Origin of the sequence: Amycolatopsis sp. lyj-23 (genome assembly GCF_046549135.1) — a bacterium.
Classification (GTDB): domain Bacteria; phylum Actinomycetota; class Actinomycetes; order Mycobacteriales; family Pseudonocardiaceae; genus Amycolatopsis.
In genome coordinates this window covers 47,700-71,448 of sequence record NZ_JAJPWN010000025.1, presented here as the reverse complement: position 1 = coordinate 71,448, position 23,749 = coordinate 47,700, and the positions used below count along the sequence as shown (strand labels likewise).

Annotated in this window: 22 protein-coding genes and 1 pseudogene; 15 read left to right on the top strand and 8 right to left on the bottom strand. The window is 72.6% G+C overall.

What is annotated here, in order from left to right; translation table 11 throughout:
- The first annotated feature begins 16 nt into the window (after window positions 1–16).
- Both ACLJPY_RS45045 and ACLJPY_RS45040 read left to right on the top strand, forming a co-directional pair.
- Window positions 17–943, top strand: coding sequence for an ABC transporter permease (locus ACLJPY_RS45045; RefSeq protein ID WP_410597126.1), 927 nt, complete (start codon window positions 17–19; stop codon window positions 941–943).
- A 19-nt stretch (window positions 944–962) separates the two neighbouring features.
- Window positions 963–1,703 carry an enoyl-CoA hydratase/isomerase family protein gene (locus ACLJPY_RS45040; RefSeq protein WP_410597125.1) on the top strand — a complete coding sequence of 247 codons (741 nt, stop codon included), beginning with the start codon at window positions 963–965 and terminating at the stop codon, window positions 1,701–1,703.
- On the opposite strand, the gene ACLJPY_RS45035 is transcribed toward ACLJPY_RS45040, so the two are convergent.
- Window positions 1,700–2,203 carry an SRPBCC family protein gene (locus ACLJPY_RS45035; protein WP_410597124.1) on the bottom strand — a complete coding sequence of 168 codons (504 nt, stop codon included), beginning with the start codon at window positions 2,201–2,203 and terminating at the stop codon, window positions 1,700–1,702. The two genes, ACLJPY_RS45040 and ACLJPY_RS45035, sit on opposite strands and share 4 nt — an antisense overlap.
- A 236-nt stretch (window positions 2,204–2,439) precedes the next feature.
- Between ACLJPY_RS45035 and ACLJPY_RS45030 the strand changes: the two genes are divergently transcribed.
- Window positions 2,440–3,825 (top strand): S28 family serine protease, encoded by a 1,386-nt coding sequence (locus ACLJPY_RS45030; RefSeq protein WP_410597123.1) that lies wholly within the window; start codon window positions 2,440–2,442, stop codon window positions 3,823–3,825.
- A gap of 60 nt (window positions 3,826–3,885) precedes the next feature.
- The gene (locus ACLJPY_RS45025) at window positions 3,886–4,275 is read left to right on the top strand and encodes a VOC family protein (protein ID WP_410597122.1); all 390 of its coding nucleotides are present in this window, start codon (window positions 3,886–3,888) and stop codon (window positions 4,273–4,275) included.
- A gap of 245 nt (window positions 4,276–4,520) precedes the next feature.
- Here ACLJPY_RS45025 and uvrB read toward each other — a convergent pair whose 3' ends face one another.
- The 3 genes and pseudogenes from uvrB to ACLJPY_RS45010 all read right to left on the bottom strand — a co-directional run bounded on the left by uvrB (window position 4,521) and on the right by ACLJPY_RS45010 (window position 8,970).
- Window positions 4,521–6,677 (bottom strand): excinuclease ABC subunit UvrB, encoded by a 2,157-nt coding sequence (gene uvrB / locus ACLJPY_RS45020; RefSeq protein ID WP_410597121.1) that lies wholly within the window; start codon window positions 6,675–6,677, stop codon window positions 4,521–4,523.
- Between the two features lie 46 nt (window positions 6,678–6,723).
- Window positions 6,724–7,335, bottom strand: coding sequence for a carboxymuconolactone decarboxylase family protein (locus tag ACLJPY_RS45015; RefSeq protein WP_410597120.1), 612 nt, complete (start codon window positions 7,333–7,335; stop codon window positions 6,724–6,726).
- A gap of 10 nt (window positions 7,336–7,345) precedes the next feature.
- Window positions 7,346–8,970, bottom strand: a pseudogene (locus tag ACLJPY_RS45010) (DUF5685 family protein).
- A 106-nt stretch (window positions 8,971–9,076) separates the two neighbouring features.
- Between ACLJPY_RS45010 and ACLJPY_RS45005 the strand changes: the two are divergent.
- Entirely contained in the window at window positions 9,077–9,595 is a 519-nt protein-coding gene (locus ACLJPY_RS45005; protein WP_410597119.1) for a DUF402 domain-containing protein, read from the top strand.
- 34 nt (window positions 9,596–9,629) lie between these two features.
- Here the strand turns inward: ACLJPY_RS45005 and coaE are convergent, their stop codons facing one another.
- Window positions 9,630–10,814 (bottom strand): dephospho-CoA kinase, encoded by a 1,185-nt coding sequence (gene coaE / locus ACLJPY_RS45000; RefSeq protein ID WP_410597118.1) that lies wholly within the window; start codon window positions 10,812–10,814, stop codon window positions 9,630–9,632.
- Between the two features lie 159 nt (window positions 10,815–10,973).
- On the opposite strand from coaE, the gene ACLJPY_RS44995 reads away from it, so the two are divergent.
- The 3 genes from ACLJPY_RS44995 to ACLJPY_RS44985 all read left to right on the top strand — a co-directional run bounded on the left by ACLJPY_RS44995 (window position 10,974) and on the right by ACLJPY_RS44985 (window position 12,438).
- A complete protein-coding gene (locus tag ACLJPY_RS44995) occupies window positions 10,974–11,228 on the top strand; it encodes a hypothetical protein (protein WP_410597117.1) in 255 nt (84 codons plus the stop codon).
- A gap of 101 nt (window positions 11,229–11,329) precedes the next feature.
- Window positions 11,330–11,578, top strand: a complete 249-nt coding sequence (locus tag ACLJPY_RS44990) for a hypothetical protein (RefSeq protein WP_410597116.1) — start codon at window positions 11,330–11,332, stop codon at window positions 11,576–11,578.
- Window positions 11,579–11,823: 245 nt separating this feature from the next.
- Window positions 11,824–12,438 carry a TetR/AcrR family transcriptional regulator gene (locus ACLJPY_RS44985; RefSeq protein ID WP_410597189.1) on the top strand — a complete coding sequence of 205 codons (615 nt, stop codon included), beginning with the start codon at window positions 11,824–11,826 and terminating at the stop codon, window positions 12,436–12,438.
- Window positions 12,439–12,519: 81 nt separating this feature from the next.
- Here ACLJPY_RS44985 and rpsA read toward each other — a convergent pair whose 3' ends face one another.
- The gene (gene rpsA / locus ACLJPY_RS44980) at window positions 12,520–14,019 is read right to left on the bottom strand and encodes a 30S ribosomal protein S1 (RefSeq protein WP_003098851.1); all 1,500 of its coding nucleotides are present in this window, start codon (window positions 14,017–14,019) and stop codon (window positions 12,520–12,522) included.
- A gap of 319 nt (window positions 14,020–14,338) precedes the next feature.
- Between rpsA and ACLJPY_RS44975 the strand changes: the two genes are divergently transcribed.
- The 6 genes from ACLJPY_RS44975 to ACLJPY_RS44950 all read left to right on the top strand — a co-directional run bounded on the left by ACLJPY_RS44975 (window position 14,339) and on the right by ACLJPY_RS44950 (window position 20,394).
- Complete coding sequence (locus tag ACLJPY_RS44975; protein WP_410597115.1) at window positions 14,339–15,190, top strand: class I SAM-dependent methyltransferase; 852 nt, start codon at window positions 14,339–14,341, stop codon at window positions 15,188–15,190.
- Window positions 15,187–16,101, top strand: coding sequence for a GNAT family N-acetyltransferase (locus ACLJPY_RS44970; RefSeq protein WP_410597114.1), 915 nt, complete (start codon window positions 15,187–15,189; stop codon window positions 16,099–16,101). The genes ACLJPY_RS44975 and ACLJPY_RS44970 overlap by 4 nt, the downstream gene beginning before the upstream one ends.
- A gap of 23 nt (window positions 16,102–16,124) precedes the next feature.
- Window positions 16,125–17,045 (top strand): GNAT family N-acetyltransferase, encoded by a 921-nt coding sequence (locus tag ACLJPY_RS44965; protein ID WP_410597113.1) that lies wholly within the window; start codon window positions 16,125–16,127, stop codon window positions 17,043–17,045.
- A gap of 159 nt (window positions 17,046–17,204) precedes the next feature.
- Entirely contained in the window at window positions 17,205–17,930 is a 726-nt protein-coding gene (locus ACLJPY_RS44960; protein WP_410597112.1) for an ABC transporter ATP-binding protein, read from the top strand.
- Window positions 17,927–19,825, top strand: coding sequence for a YhgE/Pip family protein (locus ACLJPY_RS44955; protein WP_410597111.1), 1,899 nt, complete (start codon window positions 17,927–17,929; stop codon window positions 19,823–19,825). The genes ACLJPY_RS44960 and ACLJPY_RS44955 overlap by 4 nt, the downstream gene beginning before the upstream one ends.
- On the top strand, window positions 19,822–20,394 hold the full coding sequence (locus ACLJPY_RS44950) for a TetR/AcrR family transcriptional regulator (protein WP_410597110.1): 573 nt from the start codon (window positions 19,822–19,824) through the stop codon (window positions 20,392–20,394). The genes ACLJPY_RS44955 and ACLJPY_RS44950 overlap by 4 nt, the downstream gene beginning before the upstream one ends.
- On the opposite strand, the gene ACLJPY_RS44945 is transcribed toward ACLJPY_RS44950, so the two are convergent.
- Window positions 20,391–21,110 (bottom strand): AraC family transcriptional regulator, encoded by a 720-nt coding sequence (locus ACLJPY_RS44945; RefSeq protein WP_410597109.1) that lies wholly within the window; start codon window positions 21,108–21,110, stop codon window positions 20,391–20,393. The two genes, ACLJPY_RS44950 and ACLJPY_RS44945, sit on opposite strands and share 4 nt — an antisense overlap.
- Window positions 21,111–21,196: 86 nt before the next feature.
- On the opposite strand from ACLJPY_RS44945, the gene ACLJPY_RS44940 reads away from it, so the two are divergent.
- Window positions 21,197–22,108, top strand: coding sequence for an NADP-dependent oxidoreductase (locus ACLJPY_RS44940; protein ID WP_410597108.1), 912 nt, complete (start codon window positions 21,197–21,199; stop codon window positions 22,106–22,108).
- Here the strand turns inward: ACLJPY_RS44940 and ACLJPY_RS44935 are convergent, their stop codons facing one another.
- Window positions 22,109–23,710, bottom strand: a complete 1,602-nt coding sequence (locus tag ACLJPY_RS44935) for a trypsin-like peptidase domain-containing protein (protein ID WP_410597107.1) — start codon at window positions 23,708–23,710, stop codon at window positions 22,109–22,111.
- Window positions 23,711–23,749 lie beyond the last annotated feature (39 nt).

The following is a 23,749-nucleotide window of genomic DNA, read 5'->3' as shown; positions in this document are numbered from 1 at the left end:
CTCCCGCGGAGGCGAAATGAGCACCGGTGGGGTGCACACCGATCCGCACGCGCTCGACGAGCTGAGCGACCTCGCGTCGGCCGAGCACGCCGGCGTCGGGCCGGACGGCGCCGTCGAGGGCTACTCGGCGCGGCGGACGCTGCGGCTCGGCGTCGAGCTGCGGCGCCAGCTCAAGCGGCGGCGCACGCAGTTCCTGCTCGGGTTCGTCGCGCTCCTGCCGTTCATCCTGGTGCTCGCGTTCCAGCTCGGGCAGTCGAGCCCGAACCGGCGCAGCGGCGGGTTCGTCGACCTGGCCACGGCGTCCGCGCCGAACTTCGTCGTGCTGGCGCTGTTCGTGTCCGGGACGTTCCTGCTGCCGATGATCGTCGCGCTGTTCTTCGGCGACACCATCGCGAGCGAAGCCTCGTGGTCGAGCCTGAAGTACCTGCTGGCCGTGCCGGTGCCGCGACACCGGGTGTTGCGGCAGAAGGCGATCGTCTCCGGGCTGCTCTCGGCGTTCGCGCTGGTGCTGCTGCCCTTGGTGTCGCTCGGCGTCGGGGTGCTCTGGTACGGCGCGGGCGACGCGATCAGCCCGACCGGCGACGCGGTGTCCTTCGGCGACAGCCTGCTGGCCATCGCGCTGTCCACTGTGTACATCATCCTGCAGCTGGCCTGGGTGGCCGGGCTGGCGCTCGCGCTGAGCGTCTCGACCGACGCCCCGCTCGGCGCGGTCGGCGGCGCGGTGCTGGCGGCGATCCTGTCGCAGATCCTCGACCAGATCACGGCGCTGGAGGGCCTGCGCAACTACCTGCCGACGCACTACGCGTTCTCCTGGATGGACCTGATCTCGACCGACGTCGACTGGACCAACCTGGCGAGCGGCATGCTCTCGGCGGCGATCTACGGGACGGTGTTCTTCCTCTTCGCCGGGCGGCGGTTCGCGCGCAAGGACATCACGAGCTGAACCCGGTACGGTCGGGCTCGTGCCGATCACGCTGGAGAACCACCAGGACGTCGCCGTGGTCCGGATCGACCACGGCGGCGGCAACACCCTCGACACGGACTCGTGCCGGGCGCTGGTGCGGCGGCTGGAGGAGGCTGAGCAGGCCCGCGCCGTCGTGCTCACCGGCACCGGGCGCGTCTTCTGCGCGGGCGTCGACCTCAAGCGGATCGACGAGGGCGGCGCGTCGTACGTGGCGGAGTTCCTGCCGCTGCTGTCCGACGCGCTGCTGGCGGTGTTCGGCTGCCCGCGCCCGGTGGTCGCCGCCCTCAACGGCCACGCCATCGCCGGCGGCGCGGTGCTCGCCGCGGCGTGCGACCACCGCGTGCTGGGCGCCGGCACCATCGGCGTGACCGAGCTGCTGGTCGGGGTGCCGTTCCCGCTCGCCGCGCTGGAGATCCTGCGCTGCACCTACGGGACGACGCAGTTGCCGTCGCTCACCTACTCGGGTGAAACCTGGGCCGGCGCGGACGCCGTGGCCCGCGGACTGGCCGACGAGCAGGCCCCGCCGGAGGACGTACTCGAGCGGGCCATCGCCGTCGCGACCCGGCTCGGCGACCTGCCCGCCGAGCCCTTCGCGCACACCAAGGCCCAGATCCGGCAGCCCTTCCACGAGCGGATCGCCGAATACCGCCACTCGGACGACCCGCAGGTGGAGCGGCTGTGGCAGTCCGCCGAAGCGCTCGCCGCCGTCAAGTCCTATGTGGACCGGGTGCTCCGCTAGGCCGCGCGCACGCCGCTCTCGGCGAGCGCCTTGATGCCCTCGACGGTCTTCTGCATGTTGCCCTGCAGCTCGCCGAGGCGCATCGCGACGATCTCCTCTTCGTGCTCGGGCATCGAGCCGATGATCGCCGTCAGGTTGGACGGGCCGGGGCCGATCTGGGCCCACTGGCGCAGGATCGTGCCGTCGCCGTCCGGGACGAGCTCGAAGCGCCACGACGCGGCCGGGTTCGTCACGTCCATCACCGCCCACGCGAACAGCCGGCCCGGCTCGTAGCCGGTGACGGTCGAAACCGTCTCCCACTCGCCGGCGACCGGGTGGGAGTTGCGGCCGCGGAACTGCGCGCCGAGGCCGGGCTCGGCGCCGGGGACCCAGCCGCCGCCCTGGAACTCGGTGGAGAACCGGGCCGGCAGGTCGACGTCCAGCAGCCAGGACCAGACGTCGGCCGGCTGCGCGGCGATGCGGACCTCGACCTGGGTCGTCGGGCAGTCGGAAACCTTCATGGCGGACCCCTCGCTCGATGACGGTGCCTACGGTTTCGGACCGTAACCCGGCCCGGACGAGGCCGACAACTCGCACGGTGCCCGCGGCTGCGCACCCCGGAGGACGCGCCCCCGGGCGCGGCGCCACCCGCCGAAAGTCGGTTCCTGACCGATTCTGCGCCCGGACAGCCGATTGCCGACCCCGACGGGTTCTGTGAGGGTCCCACGCAGGGTTCGGTGAGCCGGGAGGGTGCTCGATGCGCAAGATGTTCACGGTGGGTGCGGTCCTGCTCGCGCTGGCCGGCCTGGCGCCGGCGGCCGCGGCGGCGCCCGACATCAAGGCGGAACTGCAGCGGATCCCGGGGCTGACGATCGTCTCCGAAGACGCGGCGCCGGCCGGGTTCCGGTTCTTCAAGCTGACCTACACCCAGCCCGCCGACCACCGGCACCCCGAGGCCGGCACGTTCCAGCAGCGGTTCACCCTGCTGCACCGCGACTTCGCCGCCCCGACGGTCGCCTACACCAGCGGCTACAACGTCAGCGGCTCGCCGAACCGTTCGGAGCCGACCCAGATCGTCGACGGCAACCAGCTGTCGATGGAGTACCGCTACTTCACGCCGTCCCGGCCGGAGCCGGAGAACTGGGCGAAGCAGCTGACGATCTGGCAGGCCGCGGCGGACGAGCACCGCGCGGTGCAGGCGTTCAAGGCGATCTACCCGGGCAAGTGGCTGGCCACGGGCGGCAGCAAGGGCGGCATGACCGCGACGTACTTCCGCCGGTTCTTCCCCGGCGACGTCGACGCGACGATCCCGTACGTCGCCCCCAACGACGTCATCGACCCGATCGACGTCTACAACCGGTTCCTCTCCCGCGTCGGCAACGACCCGGCGTGCCGCGACGCGTTGAAGGCGATCCAGCGCGACGCGCTGAAGCGGCGTGACGAGCTGGGCGCGATCGCCGCGGCGGACGCGGCGCAGCGCGGGCTGACGTTCTCGATCGTCGGGTCGGCCGACAAGTCCCTCGAGATCTCGGTGATCGACTCGTACTTCGCGTTCTGGCAGTACCAGAAGCAGTCCGACTGCGCGACGGTGCCGCACCCGGGCGCGCCCGCGGCGGACGTCTACGCCTGGTACGAGAAGGTGGAGAGCCTCAACACGTACTCCGACCAGGACCTGGCGCCCTACATCCCGTACTACTACCAGGCGGCGGTCCAGCTGGGTTCGCCCGAGGCGTACGACAGCTACCTGCGCGACCTGCTGCGCTACCCGGGCGCCGACCAGCCGAAGACGTTCGTCCCGGCGTCGATCCGCCTGCCGCGCTTCGACTACCTGGCGATGCCGGACATCGACTTCTGGGTGAAGACCCGAGGGACCCGCCTGCTGTTCGTCTACGGCTCGAACGACCCGTGGGGCGCGGAGCCGTTCGAGCTGGGCCCAGGCAGCCGGGATTCGTACCGGTACTACGTCCAGGGCGGCAACCACGGGTCGAAGATCGCCCAGCTGGCCCCGGCGCAGGCCGCGGAGGCCACGGCGACGGTCCGGCGCTGGGCGGGCCTGCCGCCGGTCTCGCCGTTGGTGGCGCGCTCCGCGCCGGCCGGGTTCCCGGACTTCGACGCGGACCTGAGCCTTCGCGCGAGGCTGTGACTTTCCTCAGGCCGGGCGTACTCTCACCAGACGTCGACGGCCCGGCCTGAGGAGGCGCGCATGCCTCGTCCCGTCCACTTCGAGATCCACGCGGGCGATCCCGAACGCGCGGTGGCGTTCTACACCGCGGTGTTCGGCTGGAAGTTCGAGCGCTGGGGTGATGTGCCGTACTGGATGATCACCACGGGGGACGGTGAGGGGATCGATGGTGGGCTTCTGCCTCGGCAGGGTCCCCCGCCGGAAGCCTCGGCGCCGATCCATGGCTTTGTGAACACGATCGACGTCGTGGATTTGGATGCGGCGCTGGGGGAGGTCAATCGGGCTGGGGGGACTTTGGCGTTGCCGAAGAATCCTGTTCCCGGGGTGGGGTGGCTGGCTTATTGCCGGGATACGGAAGGGAATGTTTTCGGGATGCTGGAGGCGGATGGGAGTGCTCCGGCTCCGGAGTGACCCGGGGTGAACTTCCTGATGGGTACGGGGTGCTGGTGAACCGCCTGTTGGGCATCCGGTCCCGGTGAAACGCCTGTTGGGAGGCCCTTCATCCCGATTGCCCATCGTGACTACGGCCGGTGGTACCGCGTCAAGGCGGGAAAGCGTGCCTTGACCCGGTACCACCGGCCGTGTTGGGGCTTCGGATCGGGATGCAGGGCGGGGTCTGGCTGCCGGTCCTGCTGGGCGCGGTCTCCTGACCGGCGCTACTTGATGCCTGCCGCGTCCATTCCCCTCAGCTCCTTCTTCAGGTCCGAAATCTCGTCTCGCAGCCTTGCCGCCAGCTCGAACTGGAGATCCCTTGCCGCCTGCATCATCTGGTCCGTCATCTGCTGGATCAGGTCGGCCAGCTGGGCTCGGGGCATTGCCGACACGTTCTTGTCGACCAGCATTCCGGAGCTGCGGACCCGGTCGCCCTGCTCGGGCTTCTTGCCGCGTGAAGAGTTTCGGCCCGAGCCGCCCACCGATACCTGCTCGGTGTCCTCGGCTTCGCTGTACACCCGGTCGAGGATGTCCGCGATCTTCTTGCGCAGCGGCTGCGGGTCGACGCCGCGCTCCTTGTTGTACGCCACCTGCTTTTCGCGGCGGCGGTCCGTCTCTTCGATCGCGTGGCGCATCGAGTCGGTGATCTTGTCCGCGTACATGTGGACTTCGCCCGAGACGTTTCGCGCCGCGCGGCCGATCGTCTGGATCAGGGACGTTCCGCTGCGGAGGAAGCCCTCCTTGTCCGCGTCGAGGATCGCCACCAGCGACACCTCCGGCAGGTCGAGGCCCTCGCGCAGGAGGTTGATGCCGACCAGCACGTCGAAGTCGCCCGCACGCAGCTGCCGCAGCAGCTCCACGCGCCGCAGCGTGTCGACCTCCGAGTGCAGGTAGCGGACCCGGATGCCCAGCTCCAGCAGGTAGTCCGTGAGGTCCTCGGCCATCTTCTTCGTCAGCGTCGTGACCAGGACGCGCTCGTCCTTGTCCGCCCGCTCCCGGATCTCGTGCACCAGGTCGTCGATCTGGCCCTCCGTGGGCTTCACGACCACCTTCGGGTCGACCAGGCCGGTCGGCCGGATGACCTGCTCGACGAACTCGCCGCCCGCCTGACCCATCTCGTACGGGCCCGGCGTGGCCGACAGGTACACCGTCTGGCCGATCCGGTCGGAGAACTCCTCCCAGGTCAGCGGGCGGTTGTCGACCGCGCTCGGCAGCCGGAAGCCGTACTCCACCAGGTTGCGCTTGCGGGACATGTCGCCTTCGTACATGCCGCCGATCTGCGGGACCGTCTGGTGCGACTCGTCGATCACCAGCAGGAAGTCGTCCGGGAAGTAGTCGATCAGCGTCGCCGGCGCCGTGCCCGGGCCGCGGCCGTCGATGTGCCGCGAGTAGTTCTCGATGCCGGAGCAGAAGCCGACCTGGCGCATCATTTCGATGTCGTAGGCCGTGCGCATCCGCAGCCGCTGCGCCTCCAGCAGCTTGCCCTGCCGCTCGAGCTCGGCGAGCCGCTCTTCCAGCTCCTTCTCGATGCCCTGGATCGCCTTTTCCATCCGCTCCGGGCCGGCGACGTAGTGCGTCGCCGGGAAGATGCGGACCTCGTCGACCTCCTTGACGATGTCCCCGGTCAGCGGGTGCAGGTAGTACAGCTTCTCGATCTCGTCGCCGAAGAACTCGACGCGGATCGCGAGCTCCTCGTACGCCGGGATGATCTCGACCGTGTCGCCCCGGGCGCGGAACGTGCCGCGCGCGAAGGCGATGTCGTTGCGCGTGTACTGCACGTCGACCAGCGCTCGCAGGAAGACGTCCCGGTCGAGCTGCATGCCGACCGCGAGCTTCGACGATCGGTCGAGGTAGGACTGCGGGGTGCCCAGGCCGTAGATGCAGGACACACTCGCGACCACGATGACGTCCCGCCGCGACAGCAGGTTCATCGTCGCCGAGTGGCGCAGCCGCTCGACGTCGTCGTTGATCGACGAGTCCTTCTCGATGTAGGTGTCCGTCTGCGCGATGTACGCCTCGGGCTGGTAGTAGTCGTAGTAGCTGACGAAGTACTCGACCGCGTTGTTCGGGAAGAGCTCGCGCAGCTCGTTCGCCAGCTGGGCGGCGAGGGTCTTGTTCGGGGCCATGACCAGCGTCGGCCGCTGGACGCGCTCGATGAGCCACGCCGTCGTCGCCGACTTGCCGGTGCCGGTGGCGCCGAGCAGCACGACGTCCTTCTCGCCCGCCCTGACCCGGCGTTCGAGCTCGTCGATGGCCGCCGGCTGGTCACCGGCGGGCTGGTAGTCACTGACCACCTCGAACCGGCCGCCGGTCCGCGGGATCTCCGAGACGGGCCGGAAGTCGGACTGGGCGAGTACGGGGTGTTCGGTTGCGAAAGCCACGTGGACCAGAGTAGGCCGACCCACCGACAATTTCCGTCGGGCCTGGTCAGCGGGGGCGGAAGACCGTGACGGAGGTGACACCGCCGCCGTCGGCGACGCAGTGCAGGACCGCGCCGGGGACGGGGTCGTCGCCGAAGCACGAGACGAGCACCCGGTCGGGGCCGGTCGCCTGGACCTCGGTGCGCGGGAACTCCGCCAGCACCTCGGCGACCTCGCCGTCCGGCGCGGTCAGGTACGCGAGGACGACCTCGCGCGGCGACGGCGGCGGCGGGATCGGCAGGCCGTGGCCGTCGAAGAGGCGGTTCAGCTGGTCGGCGGCGGAAACCGCGCGCGGGAACCCGGCGAACGCGGCCGTCTGGACGACGACTTCGCCGACCTCCGCCGGCGCCAGCCCGGCCGCCAGCCCGGTGCGCAGGTGGACGCTCAGCGGCGGCCCGACCATGCCGGCGGCGACGATCGCGGCGAGAGTGGCGGCTTCGCGGGTGCGGGGGTCGAGCGCCGGGCGTTCGTGCAGGTGGCCGTAGACGGTCCCGACGGCCAGCTCACCCAGCGCCGGGACGGTGGCGAAGAGCGCGTCGAGGCGCGCCTTCCCGCCTTCGACGAGCTCGGCGAAGTTGTCACGGCCGCGGTCGTGGAGGTCGGCCATCGGGTCGGTCATCGTTCTCCCCTCAGCAGCTGCAGTCGCAACAGCTGCAGCAGTCGCAGAGTTCGCAGCAGCTGCAGTCGCAGTCGCATCCCCAGGCTTCGATCGGTTTCCCGCTGAAGGGGCCAGGATACGGATCGCGACAGCAGAACTGGCAGGTGCAGCACATGTAGGGGATGAGGGCGCAGCCGAGGAAGGCGTTGCGCTTCTTCGGCGGGACGGCGAACTTCGGGTACCAGAGACCGCCGCCCTTGCCGTCGTGCGGACCGGGCTTGCCGTGTTTGCCGGGGCCGTTGGGGTCCTTGGGGTCCTTGGGGTTCTTGGGACCTCCTGGGCCGCCGGGTCCACCCGGGCCGCCGCCACCTGGGCCGCCGGGACCGCGGCCGCCGGGTGCTCCGGGCGGCGGGACGGGACCCGGGGGCGGAAACCCGTGCGGCTGCGGGGAGCCGTTCCAGCCGGGCGGGACCTGGTGCGGGTGCTGCTGCGGCGCCGGCCCGCGCCCGATCCACCCGGGCGGCTGCTGGTGGGGATGCTGCGGCGGGGTCGGTCCCGGCCCGATCCACCCCGGCGGCGGTTGCTGCCCGGCGGCGCCGCCCGGCCAAGAGCCACGCTCGAGCGATGCGCCTTCCCCGGACGACGAACTCTCGCCGGGAGCGACGGCGCTCCCGAGCTGCGAGCCGTGGTCCGAGCGACGCTCGAGCGAGGAACATTCCGTGGCCGAGGAGTGCCCGAAGACCAGACCTTCCCCGGAACCGGAACCAGCGCGGTGGCCGTGACCAGGACCCGCGCCGTGGGACGAGCCGTGGCCGAACGTCCGCCGCACCGCCTGGCGCAGCTCGTGCACCAGCAGCGCGTGCACCAGCCCCGGCACGGCGAACTCCGCCTCGCGCAACGCCAGCTCCACCCCCAGCACCGCGTCGTCGCACAGCCGGCGGGCCTCCGCCAGTCCCGTTCCCGTGGCCAGCAGCGGGTTCCACACCCCCGCCACCGCGTCGGCCGCGTGGTCCTCGACCGCGTCCAGCAGGTGCGCCACCCGGCCGAACAGGCGGCCCGCCTCGGCCAGCGGTGCCGCGTTGCCCGGCCGTCCGGCCAGCTCCGCCGTGCGCGCGAACGCCGCGGCCGTGGCCCGCTCGGCGGGTTCCGTCGCCGCCAGTGGCGAGTCGCCCGGCCGGACCGAGGACTCCAGGGCCGCCTGGCCCTCGACCGCCGCCGTCAGCACCGTCGTGTCGAACCCCACCTGACCGCCCGTGCGCCGGCCCTGCGCGCTCCAGCGGGCCGCGACCCGGCGGGCGGCCGCCGCCACCGGGCGCCTGCCGAACGCGCCGTCGCCGTCCTCGACGTGGTCGCCCACCTTCGCCGCCGCCAGCACCAGGGACACCGCCGCCGCCAGCTGGGCGCCTTCCCGCGGGCCACCGACGCCGTCCGCATCCCCCGCAGCGGGCACGGGCCCGCGGCGCGCCGTCCGGCCGGGCCCGGTGCCTGGGCCTCGACCAGCACCGAGATGATCAGCCCGTCGTAGTTGGTCACGACACGCGCGAACTGGCCGTGTTCGTCGCGCAGCGTGAGGCACAGGCCGCACAGGTGCGCCATCCAGTCCGCGTGCAGGTCTTCCGCCAGCCGGTGCCGGCACGGCCTGATGATCCCGAACATCCCCAGCTCCCCCTCGGCTTCCCGGCGCTCGGCGCACCTTAGCCCGTACGTGTGACGGCGGAGGCGGGTGTACGCAATTCGTGACCGGCCCGGCAGGATGACCGGCATGGCCGCACTGCACCCCCCGAAGGTCGAGGTCTTCGACCCCGCCGAGCGCGTGAACGTCGACCCGAAGGGCATCCGGCGGGAGGTCGAGGAGTTCCGCGAGGAGCCCTTCGGCCTCTACCTCGCCCGCCCGACGCCGGGCCGCGCCCAGTTCCACTACCTGGAGTCGTGGCTGGTGCCCGGGCTCGGGCTGCGCTTCACCGACTTCTGGTTCTCCCCCGGCCACGAACGCGACCAGGACTTCTACCTCGACGTCGTCCGCGTCCACCGCGACGGGCCGCGCTGGGTCGCCACCGACCTGTACGTCGACATCGTGCTCAAGGACAAGCTCTCCCTCCGCGTGATCGACACCGACGAGCTCCTGCAGGCCCTCGAAGCCGGCCTGCTCACGGCCGACGACGCCGAGTACGCGCTGAAGACGACCTACACGGCGGTGGAGGGGCTGGCCGCGCACGGCTACGACCTCACCGCCTGGCTGGCCACCCGGGACATCGCCCTGACCTGGCGGCGCCACCCCTGATCCGAGGCCGAGATCCGGCCGCAGCCCGGAGAGCCTAGGGCGTCCAGCCGGTGGCCGCCGCCCACTTCTCCGCGCGGGCGAACACGCCGTTGACCCACTCCTGCTTCTCGTCGGCGTACGCCTCGACCGTGGGGTCGGTGGCGTGCGCCTCGGCCAGCCGCAGCTTCATGTCGCGGTAGTCGTCGCGCTCGTCCGTGTTACCGCGCAGGAAGTCGCGGAAGAGCAGCGCGAGGCGCCACGCGGGCGTCTCCACCGAGCGGACGTGCAGGTTCACCGGCCGCTTCGGGTCGGCGCCGACGTGCAGGCGCTTGGGCCACGTCCCGGCGCCGTCCTGGGCGTCGTCGCACCACTCGCCCGCCAGCGGCGGGAACCCGGCGTCGGCCAGCAGCCCGCCCAGCCGGTCCGCGTCCGCCAAGGTGGACACCGTGAGCTGGAGGTCGAGGACGTCCTTGGCCGGCAGGCCCGGCACCGCCGTCGAGCCGATGTGGTCGGCGCGGCGCGCCAGCTCCCCCGCCACGGCGCGGACGCGGGCCAGCACCCGCTCGGCCTGCGCCGGCCAGGTGAGGTCGTACTCGGCGATCTTCGGGGCCATCGGCGGCCGCGGACGGCGCAACCGGACGTTGGCTTCGAACGGCACCAGCCGGTCCGCCCACAGCGCGTCGACTTCGGCGAGCACGGCGTCCTCGGCGCCGCCGTTGTCCAGCCACACGTCGGCGACGGCGCGGCGCTGTTCGGTGCTCGCCTGCGCCCGGATCCGCGCCCGCGCGTCCGCCTCGGCCATCCCGCGCGCCGACACGAGCCGCCGCACCCGCACCTCGATCGGCGCGTCGACGACCACGACCAGGTGGTAGGCCGTCGCCAGGCCGTTCTCGACCAGCAGCGGGATGTCGTGGACGATGACCGCGTCCGGCTTCGCGGCCGCCATCAGCTCGCCGGTCCGGGCGCCGACCAGGGGGTGCACGATCGCGTTGAGCCGGTGCCGCGCTTCGTCGTCGGCGAAGGCCTTCGCGGCGAGCGCCGGCCGGTCGAGCGAGCCGTCCGCCGCGAGGATCTCCGGCCCGAACTCCGCGACCAGCCGGGCGAGCCCCTCGGTCCCGGGCTCGACCACCTCGCGGGCGATGCGGTCCGAGTCCACCAGCACCGCCCCGTGTTCGGCGAGCCGGTTCGCCACGGTCGACTTCCCGGCCCCGATCCCACCCGTCAACCCCACGCGCAACATGCCGATCACCCTAGTCAGCCGGCGCCCGCACCTTCGGCGGACACCTGCGGTCAGATCTGCGCCATTTGTGTGACAAGTGGGAAAATGTCGTAACAAGCAGCTGCTTCGGTCGACTTCCCCGGCAGGTGCGCCGCCTCGGCGCGGCTACGAGGGGGGATCGTGGGAAGGACGAAGATCGGCCGGACGGCCACCGTCCTGATGTGCGCGGCCGGGGTTTCCGTGGCCCTGCCGGAGGCGACGGCGGCACCGGCGACGAGCCTGGCCGCGGCACCGGCGTCGTGCCTGTCCGTCGTGCGCCGGGTGCAGGTGACGTGCCTGCCCGCCGTGTCGCGGCGGCTGTGCGGCGTCCAGTACCGGTGGATCCCGTTCACCACGTCCTGCCTGACGGGCGGAGGATCCGCAAGCGGATCGTGACGCGTGACTCAACCGATATCCGGACACGCCGGGTGGCTCGCCCGCCGCCCCGCCGCCAGTGCGTACCGTGCGCGCGACAGCGTCGCCCAAGCGGAGGAACGATGGCGGACAGCAAGCACGCCGGGAGGCACCGGCTCGGCACGCCGGGGCTGGTGCACTGCGTCGTCCACCGCCCGGTGGCCGAGGCACTGGCCGACTACCGGCGGACGTGGCTGAGCACGCTGCTGGTCCCGGCCAAGCACAGCTTCGCCGGCCTCCGCCGCAAGGCCCGCGCCGCGGCGCTGGAGCGCATCTGGGTGCCGTCGGTGGGCCCGGCGCGCCCGGCCGTGATCACCGTGCGCGCCGCCTGAGCCCGGCCCGCCGGCGGGTAGCCGGCGGCCGTTTCGCGCGTGGGTTCGAGCCTGCGCCGCCGACCGCGGCCGGGGTGGTTCACGCCGGAAATCCGCTCGGGTTGCGGGGAACCGCCGATCCGGACATCAGGCGCATTCCCAAGACGCGCCGGATATCGTATCTTCTGCTGCGAGTGGGTCACCCGGACGCCGCCTGCGCCCGGCTGCCGCAAAGGGGGTACGCCGTGGCTACCAGGCACTTGCCGATGCGCCCGGCTGACCAGGGTGGCCGCGAACGCTACCTCGACGCGGCGCTTTCGGTGCTCGTGGACCGCGGGGTCCCGGGCCTGACCGTGCGGGGCGTGGCCGAGGCGGCCGGCGCGTCGACGATCGCGGTCTACGCCCGTTTCGGCGGCCGCGCGGGCCTGCTCGACGCCCTGTACGAGCGCACTTTCGACTCGCTGCGCGAGTTGCTGGAAAGCCTGCCGCCGTCGAGCGAGGACGGCGTCGCGGACCTGCTGCACCTGGCGCTGGAGTACCGGCGCTTCGCCCGCGAGAGCCCGACCCGCTACGCGCTGATGTTCGAGCGCCCGGTGCCGGGCTTCGACCCGGACCCGGCGCTGCGGTCGGCGGTGCTGCGGACGACGTTTTCGCTGTTCATCGGCCGGGTCCAGCGGGTCTGCCCGCCGGGCGCGGACGCCCGCTCCGCGGCGTACCGCCTGTGGACGGCGATCCACGGCCTGGTGGGCGCGGAACTGCTGATGGCCTCGCGGCGGCCGCTGCCGGACTGGTTCATCCCGCCGACGGACGAGGCGAACGAGGCGATGTTCCGGGAAGGGGTCGTCGCGATGATGACCGGCCTGGGCCTGCGCAACCGCTGACCCGGCGCACCGACCCGGACGACGAAGAACCCCCGGTCCACACGGGACCGGGGGTTCTCGTTCAGCTCAGCGAGCTACAGCTCACGCACCACCGGAGAGCTTCTCGCGGAGCGCCGCGAGCTGCTCGTCGGAGGCGAGGGTGCCGCCGCTGCTCTTGGAGTCGGCCGGGGCCGAGCCCGAGGTGTAGCTTTCCGCGCCACCCTCGATGCCGGTCGCCGCGTCCGCCGCCGCTTCGGCGTCGGCCTCGACGGCCTTCTGGACCTGCTTCATGTGGGCCTCGTAACGGGTGTGCGCCTCGGCGTACTGGCGCTCCCACTCCTCACGCTGCTTGTCGAAGCCTTCCTGCCACTCCTGGGTGTCCGGGTCGAAGCCTTCGGGGTAGATGTAGTTGCCCTCGGCGTCGTACTCGGCGGCCATGCCGTACTGGGTCGGGTCGAACTCGGTGTCCGGCGTGACACCCTCGTTCGCCTGCTTCAGCGACAGCGAGATGCGACGGCGCTCGAGGTCGATGTCGATGACCTTGACCATCACGTCGCCGTTGACCTGGACGACCTGCTCCGGGATCTCCACGTGGCGCTCGGCCAGCTCGGAGATGTGCACCAGGCCCTCGATGCCCTCCTCGACGCGCACGAACGCACCGAACGGGACGAGCTTGGTGACCTTGCCCGGCACGATCTGGCCGATCGCGTGGGTGCGGGCGAACTGGCGCCACGGGTCTTCCTGGGTCGCCTTCAGCGACAGCGAGACGCGCTCGCGGTCCATGTCGACGTCCAGGACCTCGACCGTGACCTCCTGGCCGACCTCGACGACCTCGGACGGGTGGTCGATGTGCTTCCAGGACAGCTCGGAGACGTGCACCAGGCCGTCGACGCCACCCAGGTCCACGAAGGCACCGAAGTTGACGATGGACGACACGACGCCCTTGCGGACCTGGCCCTTGGCGAGCGCGTTGAGGAACTCGCTGCGCACCTCGGACTGGGTCTGCTCCAGGTAGGCGCGGCGGGACAGGACCACGTTGTTGCGGTTCTTGTCCAGCTCGATGATCTTCGCCTCGAGCTCGCGGCCGACGTACGGCTGCAGGTCGCGCACGCGGCGCATCTCGACCAGCGACGCGGGGAGGAAGCCGCGCAGGCCGATGTCCAGGATGAGGCCGCCCTTGACGACCTCGATGACGGTGCCCTTGACGGGCTCGTCCTTCTCCTTGAGCTCCTCGATCGTGCCCCAGGCGCGCTCGTACTGCGCGCGCTTCTTGGACAGGATCAGACGGCCTTCCTTGTCCTCCTTCTGGAGGACCAGGGCTTCGACCTCATCGCCGACGGTGACAACCTCAGCCGGGTCGACATCGTGCTTGATGGAGAGCTCACGCGAGGGGATGACACCCTCGGTCTTGTAGCCGATGTCGAGCAGGACCTCGTCGCGGTCGACCTTGACGATCGTGCCTTCGACGATGTCGCCATCGTTGAAGTACTTGATCGTCTTGTCGATCGCCGCGAGGAAGTCTTCCTCCGACCCGATGTCGTTGATGGCGACCTGCTGGGGCCCGGTGGGGGCGGTCGGGGCGGTGGCGGTGTCGGTGGTCATTAGGCGGGTTGCTCCGGTGGATGGGAATCGAGGGTTGGCAGTTGTCGGCGCGATGGGCGGCATACGACGACCTTGCGAGCAAACGTCCACCAGTGAACGACCGCGGCATGACCCCGCATACGGTGCGCGACCCCGAGTCCCAACCAGAAGCTGAGCGGAAGGCAGCGCGAACCCACTGCGCTAACACTTATCCTACGCGGCAGTCGCTAGGCGGCACAATCAGGGTCCCCCTGGCTCGCTAAGGTCCTCGCGGAAGCAAACCGCACGCACGAGGACGCAGGTGGAGCAGGTCAGGCGCCACCGGGACCGGAGACCCATCATGCCACCGGAGCAGGCGCCCGCGCCGGGGCGCCACGACGCCGCCGAGCACCGGCTGGGCACCGCGGCGGTCGCCTACCGCGAGGTCGGCGGTGCGGAGGCCGCGGCCGCCAACCTCGCCTGGTGGGACGCCGACGCCGACGACTACCAGGCCGAGCACGGCGGGTTCCTCGGCGACGCCGACTTCGTCTGGTGCCCGGAAGGCGTCCGGGAGGCCGAGGCGCGGCTGCTCGGCGACGTCCGCGGCAAGCGCGTGCTGGAGGTGGGCTGCGGGCAGGCCGCCTGCGCGCGCTGGCTGGCGGCCGAGGGCGCGCACGCCGTCGCGACCGACCTCTCCGCCGGCATGCTGCGCCACGCCCGCGCGGGCAACGCCCGCACCGGGCTCGACGTCCCGCTGGTGCAGGCCAACGCCGAGCGGCTGCCGCTGGCGCCGGGCAGCTTCGACGCGGCCTGCTCGGCCTTCGGCGCGATCCCGTTCGTGGCTTCGGTGGACGCCGTCTTCGCCGAGGTGCACCGGGTGCTGCGGCCGGGCGCGCCCTGGGTGTTCTCGGTGACTCACCCGATGCGGTGGATCTTCCCGGACGACCCGGGTCCGCAGGGGCTCACCGTCACGCAGCCGTACTTCGACCGCACGCCGTACGTCGAGGTCGACGACGAGGGCACCGCCACCTACGTCGAGTACCACCACACCCTCGGCGACTACGTGCGCGCGCTGGCCGGGGCCGGGTTCACCCTCACCGACCTCCTCGAGCCGGAGTGGCCCGAGGGGCACACGCGGGTGTGGGGCCAGTGGAGCCCGTTGCGCGGCAAGCTCTTCCCGGGCACCGCGATCTTCCGCACGCACCGCTCGTGAGCGCGCTGGAAGCGGAGCAGAACGCGCGGTTCGCCGCGCTCGACCCGCTGCTGCCGCCGATCGCGGCCCCGCCGTCGCCGTCGAGCGAGCCGCTGGTGGTGACGGTGGGCGGGCGCAAGGCCGGCGGCCTGCTGACGCACGTCGTGCACGCGCCGGGGTCGTGGCCCACGCTCTGGGGCCCGTCGGAGCTGCGGGACCTGACCGCGGTGCCGGGCGACAGCGGCGCCGCGGGCCTGGCCGCCCTGCTGGGCGCGTGGCGCGAGCGGCTGCGCGGGACGCCGGCCGGCCCGGACTCGGGTTGCTCGCTGACCTGGCCGAGCCGCGACGCCGAAGCCTCCGCCGTGCTCCTGGCCCACGGGTTCGCGCCGATGACGTGCCTGGCCGTGCGCGCGCCGGACCCGCCCGCCGGGCCGGGACCGGCGCGGGTGACCGTCCGCCGCGCCGGCGAGGGCGACGTCGACGCGCTGACCGAGCTGCGGCTGGCCGAGTGGCGCTACACGTCGCTGGTCGGCACCGCCGTCCCGCGGCCCGGCGCCCGGGCGCTGCTGCGCACCGAGGTCGTCCGCTCGCTGCGCTTCAGCGGGCTGGTCTGGCTGGCCGAGGACGACGGCGTGCCGTCGGGCATGGCGTCCTGCTCGCTGGCCGTGCCCACGCCGGGCGACACCGTCCACGGCCGGCTGCTCCCGGGCCGCTGGGGGTACGTCGACACGCTCTCGGTCGCACCCGAGGCCCGCGGCGGCGGGGTGGGCCGCGCGCTGATGGCGGTGGCGCACGGCGAACTGCTGCGGCACGACGTGCGCGGGACGTTCCTCTTCTACCACCCGGCCAACCCGCTTTCCCCGGTGTTCTGGCACCGGCAGGGTTATCGTCCACTGTGGACCATGTGGCTCCGGCGCCCCGCCTGGGCCTGACGGCACGACCCGAGGGGGCACCCGTGGACATCGCCGAGCCGCTGCTCGCGGCGCACCGGGCGCGCTTCGCCGCCGTCGACGCGCTCCTGCCGCCGGCCGCGCCACCGGCCGACGGCGAGCGGCTGGACGCGGCGACCGCGGACGGCACCCGGGTCACCGGGGTGGTGCAGCGGCAGCGGCTCGCGCCCGGCGACGTCCCGATGCTGTGGTCGGCGGCCGACACCTGGCAGCTCTTCCCGTACGTCGGCGCGACCGGCACCGAAGGCGTGGACCTGCTGCTCCGGGCCCTGCAGCGCCGTCTCGCCGCGGAAGCGATCGACGACGACTCGGCGTGCGTGGTCGTCTGGCCGAGCCGGGACGCCGAGGCGATCCGCGCCTTCCTCGACCACGGGCTCGTCCCGCTCTCGGCGGTCGGCGTGCGCACCGCTCCCCCGCCCGCGCCCGAGCCGGGGGTCGCGGTCCGCCGCGCCGGCCCCGGCGACTTCGACGCGGCCCTCGAGCTGGCGACGGCGACGTTCGACTACACCGGGCTCGTCGCGGCGCCGCGCCGGCCCAACACGGCCGAGCTGCTGGCGCCGTCCCTGCGGGACGCCCTCGCCGCGGCCGAGCCCGCCGTCTGGCTGGCCGAGGCCGCCGGCGAGCTCCGCGCCTTCGCGCACTGCGCGTGGATCGACGCGGTGCCGGGCAGCGAAGCGGGCGAGCTGCTGCCGCCGGGGCGCTGGGGGTACGTCAACAACGTCGTGACCGCGCCCGGCGAGCGCGGCGGCGGGTTCGGCCGGGCGCTGATGGCCCACGTGCACCGGGAGCTGCACCTCGGCGGCGCGACCCGGACGTACCTGTACTACAACCCGACCAACCCGCTGTCCTCGGTGTTCTGGCACCGGCAGGGTTATCGTCCACTGTGGACGACGTGGGAGGTGCGCCCGGCATCGGCACTTCGGTGACCCCCGGACGGGGCACTTTCACGTGAAAGTGCCCCGTCCGCCGGGTTCGTGAGCCACCCACAAGTGTGACGTGCGTCCGGTGATCTTGCCGCCACCCCGCGCCGGGACTAACTTTTGAACTGACCGGTCAGTTCAAAAGTTCTCGAAGCGGGAGAAACCGTGCAGGTCCGAGCCGATCGGGTGTCCCTCGAAGGGCACCACGGCACCTTGTTACCGCCCACCTCGCTGACCTTCGGCGCGGGCGACCTGGCGATCGTGCACGGCGAACCCGGCGTCGGTGTCACCGCCTTCGGCCTCGCGCTGGCCGGACGGCTCAAGCCCACCACCGGCACCGTGCACGCCGAGGGCGTCGACGCGCCGCTGACCGAGCTCGTCGCCGTCGTCGACGCGCCCGGCGTCAGCGAACCCGACGACGCGCTGCCGCTGCGCGTGGTCGTCGGCGAGGAGCTGGCGCTGGCGCACCGCCCGGCGGGCAAGGAGGACGTCGCCCGCTGGCTCGGCGAGCACGACGCCGCGCCCTTCGCCGGCACCCGGTTCGAGAACCTCGCCCCGGCGGTGCGCACGCGGCTGCTCACCGAGCTGGCCGCCGAGCGCAAGGGCGTGCGCGTGCTCGTCCTCGACACGCCCGACCGGCACACCAGCGACGTCGGCAGCTGGCTCGCGACGGCCCGTGCGCAGGCCACCAGTGGCCTGGCCGTGGTCGTGCTGGCCGCGACGACACCGGCGGCCGCGCTGCCGGTCACACCGGCGCTCCTCGGCTCGGCCGGGCAGCCCGCCCCGGAGCACTGCGCTCCCCCCGAAGCTCCCCCCGAAGCTCCCGCCGAAACCCCCGAACCCGAACCCACCGAAGAGCTCCCCGAGAGCACTGACGGAGCCCCCGAATGAACGCCTTCCGGATCGCGCGCAACGAGCTGCGCCGCCTCTTCACCGGCACGCTGCCGAAGCTCGCGCTGGTCGCGCTCGTGCTCGTGCCGCTGCTCTACGCCTCCTTCTACCTCTACGCGAACTACGACCCGTACGGCCGTCTCGACAAGCTGCCCGCCGCCGTCTTCACCAGCGACGCCGGTGCGAAGGACTCCAGCGGCCACGAGCGCAACGTCGGCCGCGAGGTGACCGACGAGCTGGTCAAGTCCGGCACCTTCCAGTGGCACGAGGTGTCCGAGCAGGAGGCGCGCGACGGCGTCCGCGACGACAAGTACTCCTTCGCGATCGGTATCCCGAGCGGCTTCTCGGCCGCGCTGCTGTCGGTCGGCAACTTCCAGCCGCAGCAGGCGACGATCACGCTGACCACGAACGACGCCAACAACTACCTCTCCGGCACGATCGCCAAGCAGGTCGCCGAGCAGGTCCGCAAGACGATCGCGGAGAAGGTCGGCAGCGAAGCCGCGGACCGGTTCCTGGTCGGCTTCTCGACCATCTACGCCAAGACCCAGGAGGCCTCGAACGGCGCGTCGCAGCTCGCCGACGGCGCCACGCAGCTCAAGACCGGGCAGCAGAAGCTGGCCGACGGCGCCGCGAAGCTCGCGGACGGCTCGTCGACGCTGGCGACCGGCCTCGGCACGCTCAAGAGCGCCACCGCCGACCTGCCCTCCCAGACGCAGAAGCTGGCCAACGGCGCCTCGCAGGTGGCCGCCGGTGACCAGAAGGTCGCCGACGCGGCTTCGGTCGCCGCGACGGCGTCGTCCGACATCCAGGGCAAGCTCGACTCCTACCGCACCCAGCTCCAGACGGACCTGCGTAACGCGGGCGTGCCGGAGACGCAGGTCGAGGCGATCCTGGCGAAGGCCGACCAGCTGCGTTCCCCCGTCGACCAGGCCAACAGCAAGATCCAGCAGGCCAACGGCGACCTCGCGAAGCTGGCCAACGGCGCCCGGCAGGTGTCCGACGGCGCGGCCAAGCTCGCCGCGGCGTCGCCGCAGCTGGCGAGCGGCATCGCGCAGGCGTCCGACGGCGCGAACCAGCTGAAGGACGGCGCGTCCCAGCTCAGCGACGGCGAGAAGACCGCGGTCAACGGCACGAACCAGCTCGCGGACGGCGCGGTGAAGCTGCGCGACGGGCTCGCGGCCGGGCTCCAGCAGATCCCGAACCCGGACGACCCGACCCGGAACGCGACGGCCAACACGATCGCGGACCCGGTCGCGGTGAACGCCAACGGCGAGGCGTCGGCCGGGACGTACGGCGCCGGCCTCGCGCCGTTCTTCATCTCCCTGGCCACCTGGATCGGCGCGTTCGTGCTGTTCCTGATCCTGCGCCCGCTCTCGACGCGCGCGCTGACCGCGGGCGCGGCCCCCTTCCGCGTCGCGGTCGGCGGCTGGCTGTCCTCGGCGCTGCTGGGCATCGCGCAGGTGGTCGTCCTGTTCGGCGCGGTCACGTGGCTGGTCGGCATCCACATCGCCCACCCGCTCGAAGCGATCGCGTTCGCGATGCTGGTGTCGCTGACGTTCACGTCGGTGGTGCACGCGCTCAACGCCTTCTTCGGCGCGGTCGGCAAGTTCCTCGGCCTGGTGCTGCTGGTGCTGCAGCTGGTGAGCGCGGGCGGCACGTTCCCGTGGCAGACGATCCCGGACGCGCTGTACCCGCTGCACGTGGTGCTGCCGATGGGTTATGCGATCGACGGCTTCCGGCACCTCTTCTACAGCGGCGCTTCGACCGGGCGGCTGCTCGGCGACATCGGCGTGCTGCTGGCCTACCTGGTGGGCGGGATCCTGGTGTCCACTTTGGCCGCACGCAAGCGTCGCGTTTGGACGGTGTCCGCGCTCAAGCCCGAGCTGAGCCTGTGAGCGGCGGGACGAAGCAGAAGCTCTTCGAGGCGACGCTGGAGCTCTCGAAGAGCCGGGGCCTGGTGGGCCTGACGGTCGACGACATCGCGGCCGCGGCCGGCGTCGCGAAGGGCACGGTGTACTACAACTTCGGCTCGAAGGACGGCCTGGTCGACGCGCTCCTGCGCTACGGCGTGGACATGCTGGCCGTTCGCCTGCGCGACGCCGTCTCCGACGCCGACCCGCTCGAGGTGATCGAGGCCCAGGTGGACACGACGCTGGAGTTCATCGCGCGGTACCCGGGGTTTTCGCAGATCCTGGTGAGCGAGCTGTGGCGGACGCCCGGCCAGTGGCACGGGACGCTTTCGCTGCTGCGCGAGGAGATCATCTCCATCGTCAAGCAGCAGCTGTCCCGGCTGGACGCGGCGGGCCGGCTGCCGGAGGGGGTGCAGATCCCGACGGCGGCGGCCGGGCTGTTCGGCACGATGCTGGTGGTGGCGCTGGACTGGCAGGTGTTCGGGCCGCAGCGGACCCGGGCGGAGGTGCGGGACGCGGTCATGGTGCTGATCCGGGGGCTCGGCCGCCGTTAGCCGGCCGCTTCCGCGCGGTAGCGGCCCGGCGTCCGGCCGACGAGAGCGGTGAAGGCGTCGATGAAGCTGCCCGGGTTCGCCCAGCCGAGCCGGGTCGCCGTGTGGGTGACGGAGGTGCCGTCGCCGAGTTCGAGCACGGCCCGCTGGACGCGCAGCAGCGTGCGCCACTGGGGGAAGCTCATCGCCAGTTCGCTGCCGAACAGCCGGCTGAGGGTCCGTTCGCTCGCGCCGGTCCGGTGCCCGAGCTGCGCCAGGGTCGCCGGATTCGCCGGGTCGGCGTCCAGCAGGTCGGTGACGGCCTTGAGCCGGGGGTCGGCCGGTTCCGGCAGGCGCAGGGGTTCCTGCGGCGCGCGGACGAGCTCCGAGAGGACGACCTCGAGCAGCAGCCCGGCGCGGGCCGGGTCTGGCTCGCCGGTCATCGCCAGGAAGGCCTCGCGCAGCAGGGCGCTGGCCACGAACACCGAGGGCTCCGCGGGCAGCCGGCCGGCCTCGGTCGCCGGGACCGCCAGCAGCCGGACCTCGGTTTCGCCGTGCGAGCGGCTGCTGTGGACGTGCCGCGGCGGCACCCAGGTGATGCGGTTCGCCGGCGCCACCCAGGTGCCGGCCCGGGTCGTGGTGACGAGCGCACCCGAAGCGGCGTACCGCAGCTGGCCGAAGTCGTGGGAGTGCGCGGCGACGTCCTCGCCGTGGGCGAGGGGTCCGCAGGCGCCGGTCATGACTCCACCGTACGTTGGCGGGTTTCCGGAATTTCCGGGCGGCCTACCGGTGGTACGCCCGGCTCGTGTCGATCATCGTCATGGGCATGCGAATCATCACCCAGCACCGCTACGGCGGCCCCGAAGTCCTGTCCGTCGTGGACACGCCCCGGCCCCGGCCGCTGCCGACCGAAGTCCTGGTCCGGGTCGAGGCGATCGGGCTCAACCCCCTGGAACCCCGCCTGCGGGCGGGCGAATTCCCGTTGCTCGGCCGGCCGCCGTTCGTCCTCGGCTGGGACATCAGCGGCGTGGTCGAGACGGCGCAGACGTGGCGCTTCCGGCCCGGTGACGAGGTGTTCGGCATGCCGCTCTTCCCACGCGCGGCCAACGCGTACGCGGAGTTCGTGGCCGCGCCGGCGTTGCACCTGGAGCGCAAACCGGCGTCGCTGTCCCACGTCGAGGCCGCGGCGTTGCCGGTCGTCGGGTTGACGGCGTGGCAGGGTCTCGTCGACCTCGGCGGTGTGCAGGCGGGCGACCGGGTGCTGGTCCACGGCGGTGGCGGCGGGGTCGGCCACGTGGCGATCCAGCTCGCGAAGTCCCTGGGCGCGCACGTGATCACGACGGCGGGCGCGGCGTTCGACCTCGGCGCCGACGAGGTCATCGACTACCGGACGGTCGACTTCACGGAAGTGGTGAGCGACGTCGATCTGGTCCTCGACACGATCGGCGGCGACACGGCCGCGCGCTCACTGGAGGTGCTCCGCCCCGGCGGCCACCTCGTGACGGCGGTGGCGGAGGAGGACGAGGAGCTGATCGCGAAGTTCGAGGCGGCGGGCATGCGGTTCAGCGGGATCGCGGTCGAACCGGACCCGATGGCGCTGCGGGGGCTGGTGGCGCTGGTGGAGCGGGGTGAGCTGCGGGTGCGCGTGCAGGAGACGTTCCCGTTCGAGCGGATCGCGGACGCGCACCGGGTGCTCGAGGGCGGTCACCTGCGGGGGAAGGTGGTGCTGACGGTCTGATCAGCCGCGGTCCTCGATGCGGGCGCGGACCGCCGCCGCGTAGGTGTCCACCGCGGTGGCCGCTGCCGTCAGCTCGCAGGGGCCGTCGATCAGCAGTCTCTTCGCCGGGGTGTACGCCTGCTCGATCTCCGGGTCGCCCACCAACCCGTGCTCGCGGGCCAGCTCGACGTCGCCCGCCAAGCGGGCTCGGAGCTGCTCGCGGCGGGCCACCAGGCCGTCGAGGACCGCTCGCTGGCGGCGGCCGTCCTCCACCGCCGGGGCCACCGCGTGCTCGTGGCCGTCGATGTGGCGCTCGACCCACTCCGCGTCGCCGTCCACCTCGGCCGAGCGGAGCTGCTTGAGCGCCCCGCGAAGCCGCTGCGCGCGGGCCGGGAGCATCGCCACGCCCGTGAAGCGCGTCGCCACGCGGAGCTGGTACGCCTCGATCTCCGCCAGCTCCGCCACCGCCTGGGTGAGCACCTCCAGGCGGCCGGCGAGGTCGTCCGGGGCCGGGCGGGCCTGGCCCGTGCTCGCCCGGACCGCCGCCACCCCCGGCGACGACTCCTCGCGGAACCCCAGCAGCAGACGCAGACCCAGCTCGGCCGCGCGGCCGGCGAGCGGGGCCAGCACCTCGCCGACCAGCCGGTCGGGCTCGGCCGAGTCGTCGATCGCGTCGACGACCAGCGTGCGGCCCGCGACGCCGGTCGTGAGCCGGTCGGCGATGCGGTGGCGGACCGCGTCCGCCGTGCGGCCGGTCGCGTCGACCGCCAGGTCCACGCTGCCCGGCGGCGGCACGTCGCCGAGCGCGGGCGGCAGCCCCGGCACGCCGAGGGAACGTTCCCGGTCGGCGAGCACGATCCCGAACCGCAGCGCCGCGGCGACCGGCGAGCCGGCCTCGCCGGTGTCGACGACCCAGACCGTCCCGGGCTCGGCGTTGGCGAACCAGCCGGCGACCCGCTGCACGAAGGAGACGTCGACGGCCTCGCCGACCGGGCGCGAGAAGCTCGCGTCCACCGCCGGGCTGCCGGAGGTCCAGATGCTGAGCTGGGGCAGGTGACCGAGCATCGTCTCGACGGGCACCATCCACGTGCCGGTGTCCTTGCCGACGACCATGCCGACGACGTGGCCGGTCGCCTCGTCCAGCACCGCCGTGCCGCCGAAGCCCGGGCCGAGCGGTTCGGCTTCGGCCGTGCGGAACAGGCGGACCCACTCGCCGCCGGTCTGCTCCGGGCCGCCGAGCCGGGCGTGCGTCCAGCGGCCGACCGAGCCGGGCGGGAACCCGAACGCGCGGACGAGCTGGTGCTCGCCGAGCGGCATCCGGTGCAGGGGCGCGCGGAACACGCGGGATTCGGGGCGTTCCAGGCGCAGCAGCGCGAGATCGCCGTGGCCGCCGCCGTCCGAGGGCACCCAGCAGCCTTCGACGACGCTCGCGGCGCCGGGCAAGGCCTCGGCCAGTCCGACGAAGTCGACGTTCAGCGCGGCGCGCGGGCCGCCCGCGGCCTCGACGACGTGCGCGCTCGTGAGCACGTGGTACTCGTCCAGCACCGTGCCCGCGCCGCACACCCGGCCGAGTTCGTCGTGCAGCCGGACCCGCCAGCGTCGTCGCTCACGCTCGAACCCCATTCGGCGGACCCTACGCCGTGATCGCCACGCGTTGGCGCC